General features: G+C 40.1%; 1 protein-coding gene. It reads right to left on the reverse strand.

The features are described 5' to 3' along the window. Positions 1 to 73 precede the first annotated feature (73 nt). Positions 74 to 23914, reverse strand: coding sequence for an SDR family NAD(P)-dependent oxidoreductase (locus PL11201_RS25770; RefSeq protein WP_159451505.1), 23841 nt, complete (start codon positions 23912 to 23914; stop codon positions 74 to 76). Positions 23915 to 23956 lie beyond the last annotated feature (42 nt).

Raw genomic sequence — 23956 nt, forward strand, 5'->3', positions numbered from 1 at the left:
TGAGACCATATTGAATTATTGGGTATTATTTTTAAGTAAAACCTGTATGAATTAATGTATCAGAAAATTGTTTTTAAGAATACAGACTTTCACAAAATTTAATAATCATCTGGCGTGACTTATCTTCCGAGAGCATTGTCATGTGACTGGACGAATCAACATCAATAATTTGCATATTCGGCAAGTTGTTTTTCCACTGTTGCGAAGCAGCTAAATGATTGCTTGTGGCAAATTTTTCTCTGTCCTCTGGTGTCGCAAAATAATAGGGAACTCGATCGCCCAACATCGATCCGTTTTTGTTGCGGAAATAATAGCAGTTGACCGCATCAGGATTAGGCAACAACATAAAAGTAAAGGGATCGGTTTGATAAAATTCATCTAGGCTTGTTGCCTGTTCGAGATCGGCACGTATTTCCGTTTCTGTTTTCACCAACCCTCGTTGTTTAGCTAAGGCAATCAATTGAGTTAAATATTCCTCGTCACTTAAACTTGAATCCAATTCATCTGAATTAATTAGCATTTTCTGCACAGTTTCTTCTGATTCTTGCCATGCAGATAAGGTCAAAGCCCGGTTCAAGGCAATCAAATACTTTGTTTTGTGCGAGTATTGATCCATCTCACCAGGCTTATATTGTAATGTATCTACCATTACAATACTCTCAACTCTCTCTCCGAGTTCCTGTAATTGACGGGTTGCTTCATAAGCAAACATCCCACCCAGAGAATAGCCACCAAAATCATAAGGGCCTTCTGGTTGCACAGATTGTATTGCCTCAAGGTAACGCTTCACCATAGATTTTATCTGAGAAGTAATCTGGGTTTTGTTTATCCAACTCCAGGGCTGAATGCCATAGAAGGGACGCTGACTTTTTTCAGCTACAGGCTCGTAAACCTTAACACCTGCGATACCATGAAACCAAAATACAGGTCTTCCCTTGGTACTCGAATTAAGCTGAATTAACTCTGGGAAAGAAGCGTTATTTGATGAGGAAAAGCCTACTAGTTGATGATTCACCTTTTCTGGCTCAATTTGTGATCTATCTCTTGACGATTTCAAATAGATCAGGATTTCCTGCATTGTTCGGCATTCTAGCAACTGCCCTAAGTTAATCTTACTATCGATATTAGATTTTATTTGCTGGAAAATTTGCAGAAACATAACAGAATCAACCCCATATTGAACTAGTGAGGTATTGAGATTGATTTCTTCTGCCTTTAGCCCTATTGTGAGAAGCATAATATCCCTAAGTGCTATTTCTATGTTTTTGCTAGAAATACTTAGATTATTAACGCTTTGAGAAATTGGCTCTATTTGATCTTTGGGTTCAACTTGAGATGTAATTTTCATCTCAGGGTTAGCCTCAACCCAGCAGCGTCGCTTGATAAAGGGATAGGTTGGCAGAGAAATAATAGAAGCTTGACCTTTTTTATGCAGTAATGGCCAGGGAATTTTACCTCCGTTAACCCAGTAAAGTGCGATCTTTTCCAGATCATTTTCTGCAAAAAGCACTTTCACCATTGCTTCTCCAGATTTACCAGAAATTAAATGCTTGATTTCTGAATGTTCTGCCTCCAAATTGCCGATATATATTGGAATAGATGTATCGATCGCAACATTTTGTTCTAAGCAATTCAAAGCTTCCTTGATTCCCTGGATCAATTCTTCTTGATTATTAACCAAAATCGCAATTCGATGGGTCATTGCCATACGTCCTACTTGAAGAGTATAAGCCATATTCTTCAAGGAAAGTTGTTTATTAGATTGCACAAAATCGCTCATTTGTTGCAGCATAGCCTGAAGACGATCTCGACTTTTAGCAGAGAAAACCATTAACTCACGATCGGTTGAAAAATCCACATCAGATCTGACTAGGTTCTTATTTGAAGAAGGAATATATTCTTCGATAATTAAATGTGCATTGGAACCCCCAGCACCAAAGGAACTGACTGTTGCACGTCGAGGAAACTCCTGCTCCTGACCATTAATATTTAATACTGGACGTTGCCAATGTTGAAGTTTTTGTTGCAGATAAAAAGGCGAATCATCGAAGCTTAAATTCGGATTCAGCAATTCTGCATTGATCGATGGTACAAGCTGTTGGTGCTGAAGCTGTAAAATAACTTTTGTCAGTTGGGATATTCCCGAAGCCGCCTCTGCATGACCAATATTTGACTTTACCGAACCGATCGCACAAAAACCTCGATCCTTAGTAAATTTTTGAAAGGCTTTATTGAGCGCACTTACTTCGATTGGATCTCCCAAAGGAGAGCCATTAGCTGCGGCTTCAACATAACTAATAGTGCGTGGATCGATGCCAGATTTACGGAAGTTATCTTCAATTAATTGAGCTTGAGCATTCGGGGAAGGTACATGAAAACCGTGAGTATGTCCGCTATGATTTGTATTAATAGATTTAATGACGGCTAAAATAGAATCTCCATCTGCAATCGCCTTAGCTAAGGGCTTTAATAATACTGCACCAACACCTTCTGCGGGAACATAACCATCACCCTCACCAAAGCTTTTGCTGGTGTTTTGTCGGCTAATCATTTGGCTTAAGCTTAAGCCAATATATTTGTTGGGATGAATCGAAAGATTTACACCTCCAGCGATCGCCATTTGGCATTCACCTTTAAGCAGAGTATCACAAGCTAACTGTATCGCAATTAACGAAGAAGAACACATCGTATCAATTGCCATACTAGGCCCATGAAAATCAAAGAAGTAAGATACACGATTAGCGATCGCACTATAGGAAGATAAGGAAAGGATTGACTCTTGTACGGGGTCAGAAGCTAAAGCCTGATATTGTTGATACATAGCTCCCACATAAACCCCCACTTTATTCTCGTGTCGCTCTTCTATTCTTTCTGGTGTATACCCCGAACGTTCCAGCAAATCCCAGACTGTTTCTAGGAAAAGGCGATCGTTAGGGTTCATCAACTGCGCTTCACGAGGAGAAATATTGAAAAACAGGGGATCAAATTTGTCCACATCAGCCAAGAAACCGCCCCATTTGCTATATGTTTTACTCGAAGAAGGTTCAAGATCGAAATACAAATTGTAATCCCAGCGACTCTTGGGAATTTCAGTAATACAGTTTTTACCTTGAGATAAAATTTCCCAGAATGTTTCCAAATTTGGAGACAAGGGATAACGCCCAGAAACACCGATAATAGCAATATCCTGAGATTGCGTCACAGGTAATGGCGATAACTGTTGTTCAGGAGCTAAAAAGCGAGATTGTTCATTTATCTTCTGACTGGCTTCATTAACAGAAACTAAGGGATGATTTACAAATGCTTCTGTTCGATCAAAACCAAGGGCTATCTTCAGTTTTTCTTTATGAGACGCGACAAAATACTGGGTTATTTCCTCAATCGTTGGATACTCAAAAAACAGAGTTTTCGATAAAGAACCAAAAACTTTTTCCAACTGATTAGTTAATTGCATAATCACAACAGAATCAATGCCATAAATCTCTAACGATTCATCGGGTTGAATTCGATGGGCAGGTATCTTTAATATAGAAGAGATGAGATTTTTAAAATAATGAATTGACCTAGCCACAAAATCATTTTCATTAATGTCTGTGTCTTGAATTTCCATTTGAGATGGCAGTGATGATGGACGTACCTGCTGTGATTTTTGTAGGCGTGACCTATCTCCTGTTAAAACCATAAATTGGCTCTGCCCTGAGAAAATACCTTGAATCAGAACTTGAATTCCAATTTCTGTCTGCATTGGTACAAGTCCCAAATTTTGCAGAAGGGTTTTTTCATGCTCTGGATTGATTTGCATACCACCTTCTTTCCACAGTGGCCAATTAATAGAAAGCGTTTGTCCGAAGCGTTCTTTTGCCGCAACCAAATCATTACGGTAATGAGCATAAGCATCCATAAACGCATTTGCACAAGCATAATCTACCTGTCCCACATTGCCATTACTGCCCGCCAAAGAGGAAAATAAAATAAAGAAATCGAGATTTAAATCTTTAGTCGCTTCATCTAAATGAATCACACCATCAACTTTAGGTGCAAGCACTGATTGAAACTCTTGCGTTGTTTTTTTGATAATAAAATTATCCCGAATAATCCCAGCGATATGCAAAATACCCCTAAGCGATCCGATGTTGTTTTCGATGTCTTTAATTAAGTTTTTTACTTCTTGTTTCTGACTGACATCAATCTGACGATAGCTAACTTTAGCTCCCAAAGATTCTAGTTCTTTAAGTTGCTTAAGTCGGCGCTCATCTAAGGCAGATATCCCTGTCAGAATCAGAGAAACTTGCTTAGTTTGTTGTGCAATATGTTTTGCAAAGATAAATCCAAGTCCGCCAAGTCCGCCTGTAATTAAATAAACACCACCTTCCTGCCAGGGAATTTGAATCACCTGTTCTAAAGGTGAAAGTTCTTGCCAGGAAATAATGTAGCGTTTTTCGTATTGATAGCGAATAAAAGTATCTTCAGGGCAATGACTGTTTCGTTGAATTTTATCAATCAGACTTGACTGAGTTTCATTGGATTCTACAACGATAAGTTGTCCCAGAATCGCTGGGTTTTCTAAGTGAGCAGTTTTGAGCAATCCAGTAAGCGCACTAAATAGATACGTTGCTCCAGAAGAAGGTATGACAATCTGGATCAACGTTGCTCCTGTGCTTTTTTCTTTGAATACCGCTTTTACTCGCTCAAAGACTTGAATTGTAATTTCTTGAAAGCGTTCTGCCAGTGTTTTTGCTTGAGTTGTCAAATGAATACAGACAGCACCTTCAATTTGAGATGTAATTGATCGACCGCCAAACCATTCTATTTCACATAAAATTACAATGCGTTGAGCATATTTAGATCTTTTGTCTTCGGTTAATGCTTTTTCTTGCCAAACTGGAAAGCCTATCCAAGTTGTAATCGATTTGCTTTCTTCTATCGCCAGAGTACGAGGAGAAAATCCTTTAATCCGAACGCAAATATTACCGCTTTCATCACACAGATCGATGTCAATTTTGGTTAGGCTATAATTTGAGCTTTGTCTGTTGGCGGAATTGCGATCGCAATAGCGTATCCAAGCCCACATCGTTTCTTGACATTTTCTCATGATTTCCAGCCTGTCTAACCCAAAGGGAACTGAAATCTGCCCAGACTCAAATGCAGGTTGTCCAACCGTTAATCCAATACAAGCTTGAAAGGCTGAATCTATAATACTGGGGTGAAGAACAAATTCACTATTAGTATCAGTAACAACAGCAGGTAACTTGAGTTTTGCTAAAACTTCGCAACCACTGATTTGGCTAGGACTAACATAGATATCTTCTATGCTTTGTTGACCATGACCATATTCAATCCCCATTGTTTTAAAGGCATCATAACATTGCTGTTTGGAGAATTTTTTCTGATTGATCTTCTCTTGCAAGGCTGATAGATCCAAAGCAGCAACTTCGCCAATCTTACTGAAAGTTACAACACCTTGACTATGGACAATAACTTCATTTTCTGTGGCTGTGTTTGAATAGACTTGATAACCAATCTCTGCAAAACTAACGTCGCCGTTATTGTTAACGCTAGTATTTTTTCCCTGAGTATCTTCAAAGGTAACAGGAAAAATCTTGATATGAATGGTTTGGGTTTGACTATTGCAGGTAAAGGGCTTTGCCCAAATAATGTTTTTAAGTTGAATATAAGTTTTTTCTACGTTTGTTGAGCAGTTTGGTAACGCTAACTCTCCTGCTACTCGTGCCATTTCCAGATAGGCGACACCGGGTAAAACTTTTTCCCCATTGATCAGATGATCTGCCAGAAAAAACTCCTGTCCGCTAAATGTTGAAGTAAAACGTTGTTCTGCGAGATTGGAGGTGTTTTTATGGACTAAGGGATGAATCTTTTCTTGATTTTGATGATTGATTGCTAAAGAGGTATAAGGGGGTAATAAGTCGATCGCTTTTGCCCAATAGCGTTCCCGTGCAAAAGGATAGGTTGGCAAGTGAAGGCGAGGCGGTTTCTGTTCGCCATATAACTTATTCCAGTCAAAAACAAAGCCTTTGACCCAAAGTTCTAAAATTTTGCCATACTTACGTTTGTGAATCCAAGTATCAATAGTTTCTGTGAAATCTTCATCACTGGCAAGTATAGATATAGCATCCTTATTGCGTTTTACCTGGCCCCGATAGAGGTCTTCAATATCGCTTCGTCCGTCCAAAAAGCCCTGGAGTTTTTCGCTTAGTTCAGCAAGGGAGGCTACAATCAGTCCCAGACGCTCTTCCATTGCTTCGCGTCCAACCTGGAGAGTATAAGCGATCGCTTGCATCTGTGCTGTTTGTGTCTTACCCCGATCTGCCACACTACAATCTCTTGCGTAAGAACACAATTTTTTGACAACTTCCCGAAGTCGGTCTTCATCTTTGGCAGAAACAACAATCAAGCAATCGCTTTTTACTTCTTCTTCATCAGCACGATTCGCCAGATCCATTTCCTCATCATTAATATATTCTTGAACAATAACATGAGCATTAGCACCACCAGCACCAAAAGATGATATACCAGCAATTCGCGGAAAAACCCTAGTTTCTCCCTTAATTTTCAGCACTGGTCTTTCCCAAGGTTCGAGTATTTGCTGTACAAAAAAAGGCGTTTCAGCAAAATTGATATTGGGGTTTAGCTGCCGTGAATGCAAAGAAGGCACTAATTGGCGATACTTTAGTTGTAGTAAGACTTTGGTTAAACCAGCAATACCTGCGGCGCTTTCGGTATGACCGATATTCGATTTAACTGAACCTATGGCACAGAATTGCTTATCTTCAGTGTAACCAAAGGCTTTACTCAAACCAGTAATTTCGATCGGATCGCCTAACGCCGTACCCGTACCATGAGCTTCTAGATAACTGATAGTTCTAGGGTTAACTCCTGATCGAGTTAAGGCTTCCTGAATCAACTGAGATTGTGCGATTGGATTAGGCACAGTATAACCATTAGTCTTTCCCCCCGCATTGATCGCACTGCCTTTGATAACAGCGTAGATAGCGTCCCCATCTTGCTTTGCCTTCGCCAAGGGTTTTAACACTACTGCACCCACGCCTTCTCCATCGACAAATCCATCAGCATTATCGCCAAAAGGCTTACACTCGTTAGTTAAAGAAAGCATCATCATCGCACTGAGGCTCAAATACTGAATTGGGTCGAGAATCAAGTTCACACCACCGACAATGGCGCATTCACTTGTACCACTATGCAAGCTCTCTACTGCTAAATGTAGGGCTGTTAGGGAAGATGAGCAAGCTGTATCCACCGACAAGCTGGGGCCTTGAAAGTTAAACAAGTAGGAAACCCGATTAGCCATCGACCAGTCGCTAGGCTGAAGTGGGTAAGTGCTATTCATTACGCCAACAAAAACCCCTACTTTGCGGCTGTCACAGAGGCTTGCAGGTGTATAGCCTGCGTCTTCAATGCAGTTATAAGCGCACTCCAAAAATAATCTTTCTTGCGGATCCATGCGTTCAGCTTCTCTCGCTGATAATTGGAAAAATAGAGGGTCAAATTCGTCTACATCGTCAATAAAGCCTCCCCAGCGAGTATAGAGTTTTCCTTCTTTACCTTTTTCTGGATCAAAATATTGCTTCCAGTCCCATCGTTCTTGAGGTATTTCGCTGATGCAGTTTTTCCCTGCTTTTAAGTTCTGCCAAAATTCATCAATGTTTTTGGCTTGGGGGTAACGTCCGCTCAATCCAATAATGGCGATGTCTTGATTGGATCGCGATCGATTTTCTGGTGATTCAGTTAGGGCCAATTGTCGCGCAGTTCTTAAATTCGGTTTCAGTAAAGGTCGCTTTTCCCCATTTGTTTCTCTGGTGGTTTGGGATATTTCCAATGTTGTACTTTTGGCGATCGCTGTTTCAGAAATTACTTCCCTTTCCAACCCCAGCAAGGCTATAAATTCCTCTGACTGGCTTTCAAGTAAATAATCGACAACACCATCAATTGTTTGTACTTCAAAAAATAATGTGTTGCTGATATTTTTAAATGCTTTGCGTAAGGTACTGGTCAATTGGATCACCAAAATTGAATCCAGTCCATAAACTTCCAATGGTTGGGTAGAATCTATCTGGCTAATTGAAAGTTGCAGTGTAGAAGCAACTAGCTTTTTGATGTAAAGTTTAGCTTTCTCTTTTAGGGTTTCGGTATTTGCGATCGGTTTAATTGTCACATTAGAGCTAGATAATGATTGTCCCTGTTGGATTTCTTTTTTCTTTACTTCTATCCTTGGCCTCGTAGGTGCTGATGGTGTTAACAGTGAAGTCTGGAGATGATTTTTTTGTCTAACAACACCATCGCTTTCTGCAAAAATAATCTGTTGACCAAAATCACCTCCAGATTTTGCGGCAAATAACGCCGGAAAAGTAACGGAACTAAAGCCTTCTTCTGTCAAAACTTTAGCCCAACTAATCGGACTTAATGCCGGACTACCAGTGATTCGCAAAGCCGCATCTTCATACAGCCACCAACCTGCCAATAAACCGAAAGTTAAATGGGAAAACAAGGATTTATTACTTATTTCATTCAAAAAGATCAAGCCATGTTTGCGTAAGATTGCCTTGGCATTACGTAGGGTATTGCGAATATTTTTGGTGGCGTGTAATACATTAGCTGCAATTACTAAATCGTAGTGATTAGGCTGTATTCCCTGTTCAGCTAGAGGTTTTTCTACGTCAAAGATTTGCGTTATAATATATGGATATGTGGGGGCATATTCCCGTTGGGCGTGCTGTAAAAAGGCTTGAGAAATATCTGTATAACAATACTCGGCAATGTTATTTTGAAATGGGCGAAGTTGCGCCAGTAATCCAGCACTTGTTCCACCTGTTCCAGCACCAATTTCCAATATGCGGATTTGTGCGGTAGGGTCTTGCGCTAATCGTAATTGAATATAAGCCACCACACTATTTTGAAGAATTCGATTATAAAAATCAGCAACTACGTTACCTTTATAAACATCTTCTAAAAGTGCGATCGAGGAATCGGCAAATATAACATCGGTTGCCTGTTGTTTCCCTGTAATAATTTCGGGTAAAGCACGTAAACAAGGTTCTATCAGATTAACTAGAGCTTTTTGATTGCTATCTTGCAGCCAGGTTGTTTTGAATGTATCCCATTCTTGCCATAAATATGCTTGGTCAATAAATGGCTGTTTATTTATATAATTCTGTACATCATATTCCAGATATGCTTTTGCTTGCAAGATTTGTAAGCTTTCTTCTAGCCATCGCTTATAGGATTTAGCGATCGGTAAAACAAAAGTACCTTGTTCGGAACGCTTTTCAAATAAGCCTAAAGACTGCAAAGTAGTTAATAGTATTTTGTGCAACATTTCTTCCATTAAAGCAGCTTGTTCGGCGGTGGAAGCTTTGATGTCGATCGCTGGAAGAGACTGTTCCGCAAGATATGTTGGCAAACTATCCATGCAGGAAGGAAGTTCATTTTGATAATTTACGATCCATTCTTCTATGTCTTGATGCTGAGTGTTACTCCCGGATGGTAGTTGCTTTAACAAAGCTAACTGATTTAGTGGCGATCGTAGCAGGGTTTGGATGGCTGCTATACCTTCTTGGGGTTCTATTGAACCGACTCCTGCTTGTATCATGCGATCGCGATATGCACTTGTCGCCACCACACCGACACTACCCCAATAGCCCCAGTTCATCACTTTCACTGGACAAGACCATTCCTGCGCCAGTTGACTAGCAAACGCATCTTTAAAGGTACATCCAGCCGCATAATTACTTTGCCCTGGCATTTTGGCAAAGGACTGCATGGAAGAGAAAAATAGGACAAAATCTAACGCTTCCTTGGCGAACACTTGCGCTAGACGCACGCTTACATCAATTTTCGCCCTTAGCCCAGCCTGGAATTGTAGTTCATCCATTTTAGCCAAGCTTTTGTCTGCCAGGACAATTGCCGAATGAATCACGCCATGAATATTACCGTAGCTGTCTTTAATTTCCTGATACGCTGTTTGTAAAGTCTCTAGGTCGCTGGCATCAGCTTCGATGTAGATTGGTGGAGTGCCGAGTTTTGATAAAGCGTCCAGTTTTTCCTGAATCGAAGCATCTTTTTTTCTTCTGCCCAGCCAAATAATCCGCGCTTGATATTGCTCGATCATCCACCGACTCCAGGCTTCGCCAATACCACCTGCGCCGCCAATCACCACATAAACCCCATGAGAACGATAGCAAGGTTGTGATACCTCACTTTCAAAAACAGGTATCAAAGCTTGTTTAAACCATTCCTTCCCTCGATAGGCAATTGCATCGCCATTTTTATCTGCGGGTAATGTCAGCATATCGCGAACAGGCCAATTTTGCGGGGCTGCGTCCATATCTAACAAACGAATTTGCCAATGGGGATATTCTTTGGCAAGGGAACCGATCAGTCCGTGTACGCTGGCGTATGTGGGGTTGATGATGTCTTGTTTGTGTACTGCTTGTGTTTGTGTGGTAATAACTGTCCAATGTAGTTCTCGATCGCCATAACCGTACTCCAGCAGCACTTTCAGTAAACGAAATAGATAAAGTGTTCCTTGGTTTTGCTCACTAATCAGTGATTCCTGTGCTACAGAAGTTATGGGAAGATCCGGGGCTATCCAAATAATATGCAATGTGTTCTTCTGAGATGATAATGCTTCAATTTGGCGGGTTGTCTCTTCGAGTTTTGTTTCAGAACACCACAAAACATCAGAATAAATCTGTCTAAAGGTAGCTTTTTGTTGTTCGTTACCACCTATAATCAAAATGTGATCGCTAGTAAAAGTGTCGCCCTGATCTTCTATTTGCTGAAGCGAGATGGCATTCCATACAGGGGTTAACAAGGTTAAACTAGCTTCTGGTGAGACTAACGCCCGATCAAGTCCTCGTGAAGAGAAACCTCGCATCCTAACGCAAATCTGTCCCCGATCGTCGCACAGATCGATATCAAGTTTTTGCATCTGTGCATTGCTATGGCTAGATTCACGAATCCAAGCCCAACTTGGCATTAATCCTTTATCATGTATTTCCAGCGCTTCTAGTGCGAATGGTAAGGAGGGTTTGGAGACAGAGGAAACCTCGCTGTCTATAGCCAAACCTAGCGAAGCCTGCAAAGCAGAATCCATCAAACTCGGATGCAAAACAAATTCATCTGCGGTGTTGGCAACAGAGGTAGGCAAGCAGAGTTTGGCGAGTACCTGGCGATTTCCTATGTAGACAGTATCAATCCCCCTGTGTCCTGGGCCGTATTTAATGCCGACTGATTCAAAGATTTGATAACATTGATCCGCAGAAAGTTTGTTTTGCTGACACTGAGTTTGTAAATTCACTAGATCCAAAGCTTGGCTTTTATCTAAAAAGCAAAGCTCCACAAAGCCTTGGCAATGTAAGATAGTATTTGTCTGGTTGGAATCAGTATAAATTTCAAAGCTAATGGTCGTGATGTCTTCTACTTGCAATGCGGTATGCACTTTTAACGGCTGGTTTTCAACAATAATTGGTTTTACCCAAGCTACGTTAGAAAAACGCAGGTCGTATTCTTCTATTTGTGTATTGATCGCCACAGTAACCGCCTTACGAACCATTTCCAGATAAGCAACTCCAGGTAGAACTCGTTTACCTTGCACCAAATGATCGGCTAAGAAAAACTCTTTACCGCTAAAGCTAGAACTAAAACATTGCCGGAAAAAGTTTGAGGTATTTTCGTGGATCAGTGGGTGTAATTTGACAATACTTTGTTCCTCTGACAAGGCGGAATTTTCAGGTTTGATATTAAGTAATTTTTCGATCCAGTATTTTTCTGGTTCAAAGGGATAGGTTGGCAGACTGACACGATCGGGTTTTGACTCACCATAAAGTTTGTACCAATCAACCTGCAATCCCTGACTCCAAAGCTCAACTAATTTGGCGAATTTTCGGCGTTGAATCCATTTTTCGATCGCCTCCTGAAGTTCATCATCGTCAGTAAATAAAGCTAATGATTTTTTATTTCCTTTCACCTGTCCGCGATACAGATCTTCAATCCCAGTTTCACGGGCAATAAAGCGACTAAGTTTTTGTTTGAGTTCATCTAAGGAATGAACAATCAAAGCTAAACGTTCTTCCATTGCTTCACGCCCTATTTGAAGAGTATAGGCGATCTCACGCAGGGTTAAGTTGGCGGCTTGCTTTGAATTCAAGTAATCGGATAAATTTTGAGCAACACAGTAGAGACGATTTTCATTTTTTGCTGATAATGTAATGATTTGTGCTTCATTATTGCGATCGCCTTCTCTCATCTCACTAACCCACTCTTCCCTGACATACTCTTCTACAATCAAGTGAGCATTCGCTCCACCAGCACCAAAAGAAGAAATTCCCGCTCTTCTGGGATATTCTTTAGTTTCACCCTCAATCTTGATCGCTGGTCTTTTCCATGTTGACAGTGTTTGCTGCAAAACAAAGGGGGTTTTGTCAAAATTAATATTAGTGTTTAATTCAGTAGCATGAAGACTTGGCACAATTTGCTTGTGTTTCAGTTGCAGAATAATTTTTGTTAATCCTGCAATACCTGCGGCTGCTTCCAGGTGTCCCAGATTGGATTTAACTGAACCTAATGCACAGAAATTGGTAGCGGTGGTATATTTTTGGAAGGCTTTGGTTAAACCGCTGATTTCGATCGGATCGCCTAACTCGGTTCCCGTTCCATGTGCTTCAATATAACTGAGCGTGCGTGCGTCTATTCCAGCTTTATTCAAAGCTTCTTCGATTAATTCGGCTTGTGCATTCGGATTGGGTATTGTGTAACCATTGGTTTTTCCGCCATGATTCACACTTGAAGCACGAATGACTGCATAGATATTATCGCGATCGGCAATTGCTCGCTCAAGAGGCTTAAGCAATACCGCACCTACGCCTTCACCTGGCACAAAACCGTTAGCGCCTTTGCCAAAGCTTTTACATTTCCCATCTGGTGAAAGCATATTAGCCGCACACAATTGAATATAAGAAGAAGGATGAAGATATAAATTAACGCCCCCAGCAATAGCCAACTCGCACTCCCGACGACGAATATGTTCGCAAGCTTCGTGAATAGCCGTTAACGAAGAAGAACACATTGTATCGATCGGTAAGCTTGGCCCCCGCAGATTTAAAATATAAGAAACGCGATTAGCAACCGAGCTAAAAGATGTATGCGGGTAAACTATTTCGCCACGCTGCCATAGTTCTGGGCCATATAAGTTAAAACCTGTTTTGGTAATACCAACAAATACTCCGACTTGCTGTTGAAACTTATCTCGTAGTGTTTCTCTGGTGTAGCCTGCATCTTCGATCGTCTCCCAAGCAGTTTGCAAAAACAGGCGTTCCTGCGGATCGATACCGATAGCTTCACGAGGAGAAATCGAAAAGAACAGAGGATCGAAATCAGCAAAATTGGTAATAAAACTTCCCCATTTACTGTAACTTTTACCTTGAACAATAGCCTCTTCTAAATTCTCATGATAAAAGCCTTCCAAAGACCAACGTTCTGGAGGAATTTCTGTTACACAATCTTTGCCTGAGAGTAAATTTTCCCAATAAGCTTGGGGTGTATTGGCTTGAGCATAACGACCAGCTATACCAATAATTGCAATTGGTTCATATTGCCAAGGTGTCTGTACTTTTAAAGAAAGATTAGATGATATTTTAAACTCTGGAGTAACTTTAAATTCGGAGACAATTTTAGGTTTTGAAGGTGTTGATTTGTCAGTTGTAGAATCAGTAGCTAAACCAGTCCAGTTAATACATTTTTGTCTGTATTCGGTCATTAAATATTTTGCTAGTTCGCTGAGTGTCTGATGTTCATAGAGCAGAGTTTTGGAAATTTCACCAAAAATTGTTTCCAAACGAAGGTTCATTTGAATAACAATCATTGAGTCAATTCCATAGTGTTCTAGAGGTTCTTCTGCCTCGATGCGATCGACGGATAATTTAATAATGCTGCCAAAAAGAGTTTTACATTGGTGTAATGTTTTGGTTAATAGGTGGCGATCGTCGATCGCAAAATCTGAAGATGAAGGCTGATCATAACTAAGCTCTGTCGATGCAGCAAACAACCCTTGTCGAATTTTGCTCAGATTACCTGACAACACCATAACTTGATTTGGTTTTAAATTAAGTACACGCAGCAACGCATTTATGCCACTGTTAGTTTGCAAAGCTTCGATCCCTGTATTTTGTTCTAAGGCATTTAACTGTTGCTCATCCATACCCATACCGCCTTCTTTCCAGAAAGGCCAATTAATCGAAAGGCTTCGACCAAAACGTTTATTTGACGCACACAAAGTATGACGATAATGAGCATAAGCATCCATAAAAGCATTAGCAGCAGCATAGTCCACCTGACCAGCATTACCCAGCACTGCAACACCTGAAGAAAACAAGATAAAGAAATCCAGATTAATTTCCTTGGTAGCTCGATCCAAATATACCGTACCGCAAACTTTAGGTGCTAACACCTGTTGAAACTCTGCAACCGTTTTTTTAATAATAAAATTGTCCCGAATAATCCCAGCTGAATGCAAAATCCCATCAAGTTTAGTGAAATCCCGTAAAATATTTTGGATCAAATCATCCACTTCTTTCGGTTGACTGATATCAGCTTGTCGATATTCAATTCGCGCACCTAATAGTTTCGCTTCTTGTTGCAGTAATTCTTGTTTTTTCTTACTTAACAAAGAGCGACCCGCTAGAATAATAGTTGAATTCTTGACAGAACGAGCAATTTCTTTAGCAAAAATCAAACCTAAGCCACCAGCGCCGCCAGTAATTAAATAGACTCCCCCTTCTTTCCAAGGTATGTAAGTAGCTTGCTGTTCTGAAATAGGAAGTTCTTTCCAAGAAATTACTTGACGTTGGGTAAGTCGGTATCTGATTTGTAAATCTTCTGGGCACTGACTATTTTCTGGGATTTGTTTAATTAATTGGTCGTTTGTGTTGTGGCGATCGACTTCAATAACTTGCCCAATAATTTTGGGATTTTCCCAATGTGCAGTTTTCAGCAAAGCAGAAAGTCCTTGAAACAGACAACCAGTATCTTCAGGGTCATCTGTTCCGTTACCTGGAATTACAATCTGTACTAATATTTTGCCTTTCGGTTGATTCTCTAAAATTTCTTTGAGATGCGTAAAAACCTGTTCGCAAATAGATTGATAGCGTAGCGCCAAATCTTCACTCTGAGATTGAAGTACACGACAAATGACATTTTGAGATAAATGGCTTTCTTCACCCGTAGGCACATCCATTTCACAGAATAGAATCAGGTGTTGACTATAATTTAGAGAAGCAAGATCGACTGAATCTGACTCGATCGAAGTCGCCTTTTCTTGCCAAACTGGGTGACACATCAATACCCCAAAAGTTTCATCAGCTTCGACTGGTGATTCCGACAATCCATCGGATTTAGCCTTATGTTGAACAGGTGTCGGAAGCCAGTAACTTTCACGCGCAAACGGATAGGTTGGCAAACTGATCCGCTTGGGTAAAGTTCCGGTGTAAAATTTATTCCAGTTCACAGAAAGCCCTTTGACCCAAAGCTTGAGGATTTTGTCAAATTTCCTGCCCTCAATCCACTTTGCCAGTATTTCCTGTAAATCATCATCAGACCCAAAAGTTTCTACAGTATCTTTGTTTCCTTTAGTGCTACCTTCATATAAGTCTTGATTTTCTTCGCGATCGCTAATATAAACCGCCAGCTTTTCTTTAAGTTCCTCAATCGAAGAAACCACAAAACCTAAACGATATTCCATTTCCTCACGTCCAATTTGAAGCGTGTAGGCAATATCACTAAGACGTAATAGATTAGTTGAAGAAGAATTGTAGCTGGCAATGAGAAAGTTATACAAGTTGCTGGCAATTTCAACCAAACATTGCTTATTCTTAGCTGATAAAATAATTGCTCTAGCTTCGCCGTTGTCTGGCTGTTTGGCGGCTGTCTGGCTAATATATTCTTCTAAAACCAGATGAACATTAGTACCGCCAATGCCAAAACTACTGACTCCGGCACGCCTGGGTATGGGGTTTTGTTCCGCATCCTGTAAAGCCGTCCAAGCTTGAGTATTTTTCGCTAAATAAAAGGGGCTGTCAGTTAATTGCAAATAAGGGTTTGGTTCTTGAAGATGACAATTACCGGGAATGATGCGATGTTTCATCATCAATAAAACTTTTAGAACACCGGAAATTCCCGCAGCGGCTTCCAAATGTCCGATATTAGTTTTCACGGATCCCAGCGCACAATGGGGCTCTTTTGCAGGCTCACTTCCGTTTTGTTGATAAAGTTGGGCAAACGCGCCCTTGAGTCCGTTAAATTCGATCGGATCGCCAAGGGGAGTTCCCGTTCCGTGAGCTTCAATATAACTCACAGTTTCTGGGGCAATTCCTGCTTGGGTGTAGGCTGAAACTATTAATTCTTGCTGTGCTATTGGATTAGGTGCTGTGGGCGAAGTTGCCTTACCACCGTGATTTTCTGCCGAACCACGAATAATTCCGTAGATAGAATCATTGTCCTCTATGGCTTTTGCCAAGGGTTTTAACAAGATAGCGCCAACGCCCTCGCCTCTGACATAACCATTAGCACTTTTATCAAAGGTTTTGCAGCGTCCATCTTCACTTAACATACCGCTTTGATCGGCTGCAATCACCAATTGAGGGTTAGCAATAATATTTACTCCTCCAGCTATAGCCATTTCACAACTTCCTTGGCGTAAGCTTTCGATCGCACGATGAATAGCCACTAAAGAACTAGAACAAGCTGTATCTATCGCCTCACTAGGCCCGCGAAAATTCAGTAAATACGAAACACGATTAGCCAGCATAAAGGGAAACATTCCATAATATTCTGGGGAATTTTCCTTCATTAGTGCTTGCTGCATTAAATCTTTATAGTCTGTAGTAGTGACTCCTACATAAACAGCGGTTTTGCTTCCAGACAGATCGCTCGCCCGATAACACGCGTCTTCAATTGTCGCCCAAACTGTTTGCAAAAACAGCCGAAATTGCGGGTCTATTAACTCGGCTTCTACTGGGGAAATTCCAAAAAATAAAGGATCGAAGCGATCGACATCAGTAATAAAACCGCCCCATTTAACATTAGTTTTGCCACTTTGATTCTGGCGATCTCCGTAGTAATCTCGCCAGTTCCAACGGTTTTCAGGTATTTCACTAATTAGATCGCGGTTAGCCTCTAAATTATGCCAAAACTCTGTCAGATTTTCTGCGCCCGGAAATTTGCCGCTCATGCCAATAATGGCAATAGGAGCAACTTTAGTTTGATTGTTTTGAGTCAAGATAGAATCAACGATTGTGATAGGTAAAGGTTCAAAACCTTGGTTTTTCTCTATTTGCTCTGGTGCGACTTGAGGTTGGCTGGGTAAAGCAGCTTTTTTTGAGAGTTTGTATTTTTTTAGTAAGGCTTCTTGATGATTTTCTATTAGTGAGTTGGTGAGCGATCGCAAACTTGAATACTCAAAAAACAGCGTTGGCATTAATTCCAAACCATAGGTTTCATTTAAATAATTAGTAAAACTCGTAAAGCTAATCGAATCAAAACCATAAACAAAAAACTCAGCGTCAATTTCAATTTCTTCCGGTTTAACTTTCTGTAAGCGACAGATAAATGCAGCAATATCTTTATGCAGTAATCGTATTAGCCATTTCCGTTGACTTTGCTCATCCTGATTTGTCTGCTCAGAAAACTCTGATTTATCTATTTGAACTTGCTGTTGATTTTCTCTAGTTGATGATGACGATAATAAACGCGATCGAATTTTTTCAGTTTCGCCTTGAGCCACAAAAACCTGGTTAAACTCAGAAGCTAAAGCCCACTCATAAGCTTTTAACCCTGCATGAGTTTCCAATGCAATCATCCCAGTATTTTGCTGCATCAAAGTTTCAGTCTGTGCATCTACTCCCATGCCACCATCTTTCCACAAAGGCCAGTTTAGGGAAATAGTTTTACCAAAACGCTTTCCTTGCTGAACAAGGAGATTTCGCGCTTCAGCAAAGCTATCAAGAAAAGCATTTGCTGTGGCATAATCAGCTTGACCAATACTGCCAAAAACGCCTGCGATCGAAGAAAATAAAACTAAAAAATCAAGTTTTATATTTTGACAAACTTCATCTATCGCCAAAGTTCCGGCTACTTTAGGACGCAATACATTAATAAATTCTTCACTTGTTTTATTCACAATATAAGCATCTTGATTCAATCCAGCACTGTGAATAATGCCATTTAATTTGCCATACTTTTCTTGAATTTTTTGAATCAGATCTGCCACTGCTTTCTTATTGCTGATATCGCAACTTAGATAGCTAATTTCGATATCCGCTTGTTGAAGTTCTTGCAATAGTTTTTCTTTAGCTGCATTCAATGGAGAACGCCCACTTAGAATCAGCTTCAAGCCTTTAATTTGACTAAAATATTTGACAAAAATTTGTCCTAAACCGCCTAAGCCACCCGTAATCCAAACTACATCACCTTCATGTAATAAATCTGTATTAAAAAGAGATTTTTCTTGGCTATTACTAAAGTCGGATACTTCGTTTAGCTTTTTGGTTTTTCTGGTTCCAGTTTGGGTATAGAATACTTCTACATCGGGTGTGTCTGATTTGATTTCTGTTGCTACTAATTCAACAAAACTTTCTGTTCGATCGTCGATCGCATAACGAATTATTTTGCCTACTATTTTGGAATTTTCAAATCTCGCTGTTTTAAGTAAAGCAGCCAAACCTGCATAAAGATAAGTATGTTCATTTTCAGTTAAAAGTATAATTATTGGCTGAATAAGTTTAGGCTTTTGGACAATACAGCTTTTGATTTGCTGAAAAACTCGCAGAAAGTTATCCTGAACTGTTTCGGCAATATCTGCATTCACTAATGTTAGGGTTTCAATGTTTGCTGTAGGCCATTTATGGCGCAATAAGTTTTTGAGTTTTGGGTTTTCTTGAACAAGAATAAAGATAGGAACATTTGTGTCTAAAGATGTTGCTTGCTTTGAGTATTGATAATCAGATAAAGCACTTTCTTGCCATTGAGTGCTGGCATAAATTACATTACGTTGTCCCAGAGTTTTTTCAGTAATTGCCCGACCTTGTAATGCACCTGGAATGGTAGTGGTAAAGCCTTTAAATGAAACAATTATTTCGCCCTTTTCATCTATTAAGTCGATATCGTGTTTATTGGCAGAGTTCAATCTTAGATATGCGTAAGCTTGTTCAGGTATTTCTTTATATATCCAAAGATTATCTAAGGCAAAAGGAAGAGGCAAATGTTCCTGCGATCGATTCAGTAAAGAAAAGAGAACACTTGTTAAGATTGCACCATTAGTTATGCTGGGATGAAGGACATAATCTTCTCTTCCTGATTTCAGACTATCGGGTAATTGAAGTAAGGCTATTGCTTCTTTTTCGTTGTGCCATAATTGTTTGATTGTTAGTAAACTAGAGCCATGCGTAGATTGCAAAAGTCGATCGCAATCAGCCGTTTCTATCCTAGCTGAACAGCGAGAAAGAATATCCTGAATATTAAGTTTAGGGGGTGTTGCTGGGTACAAAATCCGATCAACGACCAGTTGGCATTGAAAATGTATTTTTTCTTGAGAAGTCCGATCTTGTGTGGTGATAATCAAGGGAAGTCGATCGCTTTCTTGATGCAATTGAACAGATACATCTTGAACTTGTCCAGTAATAAAAAGAAGCTGACTCCAAACAATATTTTTGAGTCCAATAATTTTCTGCCCTGTGCTAATCTGACCAGCACTGCAAGCCATTTCCAGGTAAGCTGTACCTAGCATAACTTGTTGATGATCTCGAAGAAAAAATTCTTCTCCTGTGAATCGACTGACAAATCGATCGCCGACTTGTTGATGCAATAAGGGGTGCATTAATGTTTGTGGAGAACGGAAGATCCGAGAAGAAAAACCTCTCATCACTACACAAATTTTGCCGATATCATCGCATAAATCCAAATCAAATTTTTGAATCGGGCTATCTCCTTTATTCTGCTCAGAATAGCGTATCCAAACCCACATTGAAATACTACATTTCGCCTTTATTTCCAGCGTTTCCAAAGCATAAGGTAAAGAGGAATGTTGTTCTGTATCAGATGCCTGTATACCAAGAGCAAAACCGATCGCCGCTTGCAATGCTGAATCCAGCATACTCGGATGAAGTGTAAACTGTTCGCGATCGTCCCAAACCGAGGAAGGCATTTTTAGTTCTGCTAATATCTGATTATTACCAAAATGAACTGCTGCTATACCTTGATGTCCTTCCCGGTATTCAATACCCATAGCCATAAAAACTTGATAGCATTGCTCTGGAGTGAAATGATTTTGATTTGTTGTTTCCTGCAAATCTTCCAGATCCAGATAAGTTTCACTATCAGGTGTTTTTAAGATAGCAATACCTTGACAGTGCATGGTGCGACTTTGCTGATTAGGAGAGTGTTTATCGTCAGTATAAATTTCAAAACCAACTTGTGAATTTTCTTTGGCAAACAAGCGGATATGAACCGTTTTTTCTGGATCATCAATAACTAGCGGTTGTTGCCAGATAATATTCTTGAGTTGTATGGCACCCAAATCATTAACTGAGGTGGCATTTTGCACCGCAACTCGTGCCATTTCCAGATAAGCAACACCAGGGAGAATTTTTTGACCTTGCACAAGATGATCGGCAAGGAAAAATTCTTCACCGCTAAAGGTAGAGGTAAATTTGTGTTCGTTGAGAGTAGAAGTATTACAGTGTAATAAGGGATGAAGAGCCGTAAAAAGCGGAGTAGGTTTAACTTTTGTTGGTATCCAGTGACTTACTTGAGCAAAAGGGTAAGTTGGCAAGCTGACACGGGCAGGTTTTGGGAAATTTTTCTCCAACGCATAAAGGTTTTCCCAATTTAAATAAACTCCTTGAATCCATTCCTGTGCAAGTTTATCGAGTCTGCCTTCAAGCATCCATTGTTGTAAAATTGCCTCGCTATTCTCGCCAAGGCGAGCAGTTTTTTGCTGTTTAACTTGCTTATTCTGCCAACAATTTTCTTTAATGTTGTCACCTTTTAAAAAGGCTTTTAGGTTTTCAATTAGTTGCTGTTTGCGATCGACCAGAAAAATCAGCCTAGTTTCCATTGCTTTTCGACCTACTTGTAAGGTGTAGGCGATATCTCTAAGACTGGCTATTTTCTGTGCTGCAAAACCTTCAGACTGAGAGACTAAATAATCATAAAGCCTTTGGACAACTTCTCTAAGTCGTTCTTCATTTTTGGCAGACAAAGGAATCAGTACAGATTCACTTTTCTCTATAATTTCTGTAGTTTGTGCAGAAATGACTTCGCTGGGTTCAGCAATATATTCTTCCAGAATTATATGTGCATTTGACCCGGTTGCACCAAAGGAGCTTAAGCTTGCGCGTCGTGGGTAGTTTGGGGGCTTTTCCCAGTGCTGGGTTTGATGTTGAATATAAAAGGGCGATGCTGGCAAATCAAGGTGAGGATTGATTTCTTGCGAGTGTAGTGAGGGAACCAGTGTTTTATAGTATAGTTGCAAAGCTACTTTGGTTAAACCACTAATGCCTGCGGCTGATTCTGTGTGACCAATATTAGATTTAACTGAGCCGATCGCACAAAATTGCCTATCATTAGTGTAAGTTTTAAAAGCCTTGGTTAAGCCCTGAATCTCGATCGGATCGCCCAGAGAAGTGCCCGTACCATGAGCTTCCACATAACTAATTGTTCGTGGGTTAATACCAGTTTTCTCTAAGCATTGTAGAATCATATCGCCCTGAGCTACTGGGTTTGGTACACTAATCCCAGACACTTTTCCCACATGATTAATTGTGCTGCCTTTAATGACAGCGTAAATATGATCCCGATCTTGGATAGCCTGTGCCAAAGGTTTCAAAACCACAGCACCTACCCCTTCACCTGAAACATAACCATCCCCACCGCTGCCGAAAGTCCGACAACGCCCATCGCTGGAATACATATCGAGTAAGCCATAAGTCATATATTTATTCGGGTGCAATGACAGGTTTACTCCTCCTGCGATCGCAATATCACTTTCCCCATGTCTAATACTTTCCAAAGCCAGGTGTAGGGAGGTGAGTGAGGATGAACATACGGTATCGATCACCATTGAGGGGCCGTGAAAGTCGCAAAAGTAGGAAACTCGGTTAGCGATCGACGCATAGTTCAAAGATAAAAGAAACTCTTCCCCACGCGCAATAGCTTCTGCACCGAGAAAAACATAATCTTTGTGCATCACACCAACAAACACACCAACACTTTGCCTACGATGTGCGTCTTGCTGGCGAGATACAAGAGTTTCCGGTGTATAGCCAGCATCTTCAATACATTCCCAGCAAGTTTGCAAAAACAGACGTTCCTGTGGATCTAGCACTTCAGCTTCTCGCGGAGAAATCCGAAAAAACTGGTGATCGAAGCAATCTGGGTTTTGGATAAATCCTCCCCATTTTGATATATTTTTACCTGATGGAGATTTGTATTTGGCAAATTTTTGCCAGTCCCATCGTTCTTTAGGTATTTCGCTAATACAATCTTTACCTGCAATTAAATTTTGCCAGAATTCATTAATATTATTTGCCCCAGGATAACGCCCTGCTATCCCAATAATGGCAATATCGCCCTCTTGTTTAGCTGGTGTTTTCGCAAAATTAGTAAGTAATAGATTATTATTCTCTTGGCTAGTAAGGTTTTGATTTATCAAATTCTCATTTATCAGGTAATCAGCTAGCTCGGCGATGTTTGTATATTCAAATAATAAAGTAGGAATAAGTTTAACAGCAAACGTTTTCTCTAATGCTGTAACAACTTCTAGCAGCATTGCCGAATCTAAGCCTAATTCATAATAACCAGCATCGCTATCTATTTCATCTGGAGAGCATCCTAAGTATGGGGCAATAATCTCTTTTAGTAAATTTTCTATACTTTCCCAATCTTCAGATTTATCAAGCTGAGGTAAACTTAAATTTGATTGTGGATTGCTAGAGGTTTCCTGATTTTGATTCGGCTGAGGTGTTGGAAAACTGTCTGATTTTTTGAGATTTGGATTAATAAAAGCGGCTTCTAGCACCAATTTATTAACAAATTTTTTCAATTCAGCAAATTTTTGACCAGATTCGTTAAAGAATTCCAGATCCATATAGATCATGTCTTTTTTTCTTAATACTGATGCCGTTTTAACCCTGACAATGCACTTTTGGTGAAACAAATCAGATGCACGGAAATTTTCATAAAATAATGGGAGAAATAAACGCTGTTCACCTTCAACCAATGCAGCAAATAAATTTGATGAAGCTACACTGCCACCATCCATAATAGTAGGATGAAACATAAATTCAGTATTAGTAGCAATTGCTTCTTTTGGCAGAGAAACTTCGACAATTTGTGCATCATCCAGCGTGTAAATTGTTCCTTCTGCCTTCATTATTCCTGAGTGAATCAGCTGTTGAGAACGGCACTGTGCATAGATATCACACAAGCTGATTTGCGTTTTACTGGCGGACTGGAGAGTTTGAAAATCCAGATGTTCTTCAAAAATTGGCGCTGTGCTGTGATGATACATTTCCGCTTTTATATAAAGTTGCGGCTTTTGGGTTACACTGTCATTGTGTTGTTCTCGGTCTTGTAATGCGATCGACCACAGCCCCTTAGATACTTCATCTGCTTGTAACAAAAGCTTAATACTGCCACTTGTTCCAACTATCAAAGGACGATAAATAGACAAGTTACGAAGCTCCAATACCGCAAAATCATACCCCTGCTCCCGAAAAAACTGATACAGTAAATCAACATAAGCCAACCCTGGCAATAACGCCTGACCGTAAGCTAGATGGTTTTTAACAATGGGATGGTTTGCACTGATAGTAAATTCTTTTTTCATCTTATTTGCCTCGTTTCTTTTATCCATGTTTGTCAAAGTTGA

Origin of the sequence: Planktothrix sp. PCC 11201 (assembly GCF_900009135.1) — a bacterium.
Taxonomy (GTDB): domain Bacteria; phylum Cyanobacteriota; class Cyanobacteriia; order Cyanobacteriales; family Microcoleaceae; genus Planktothrix.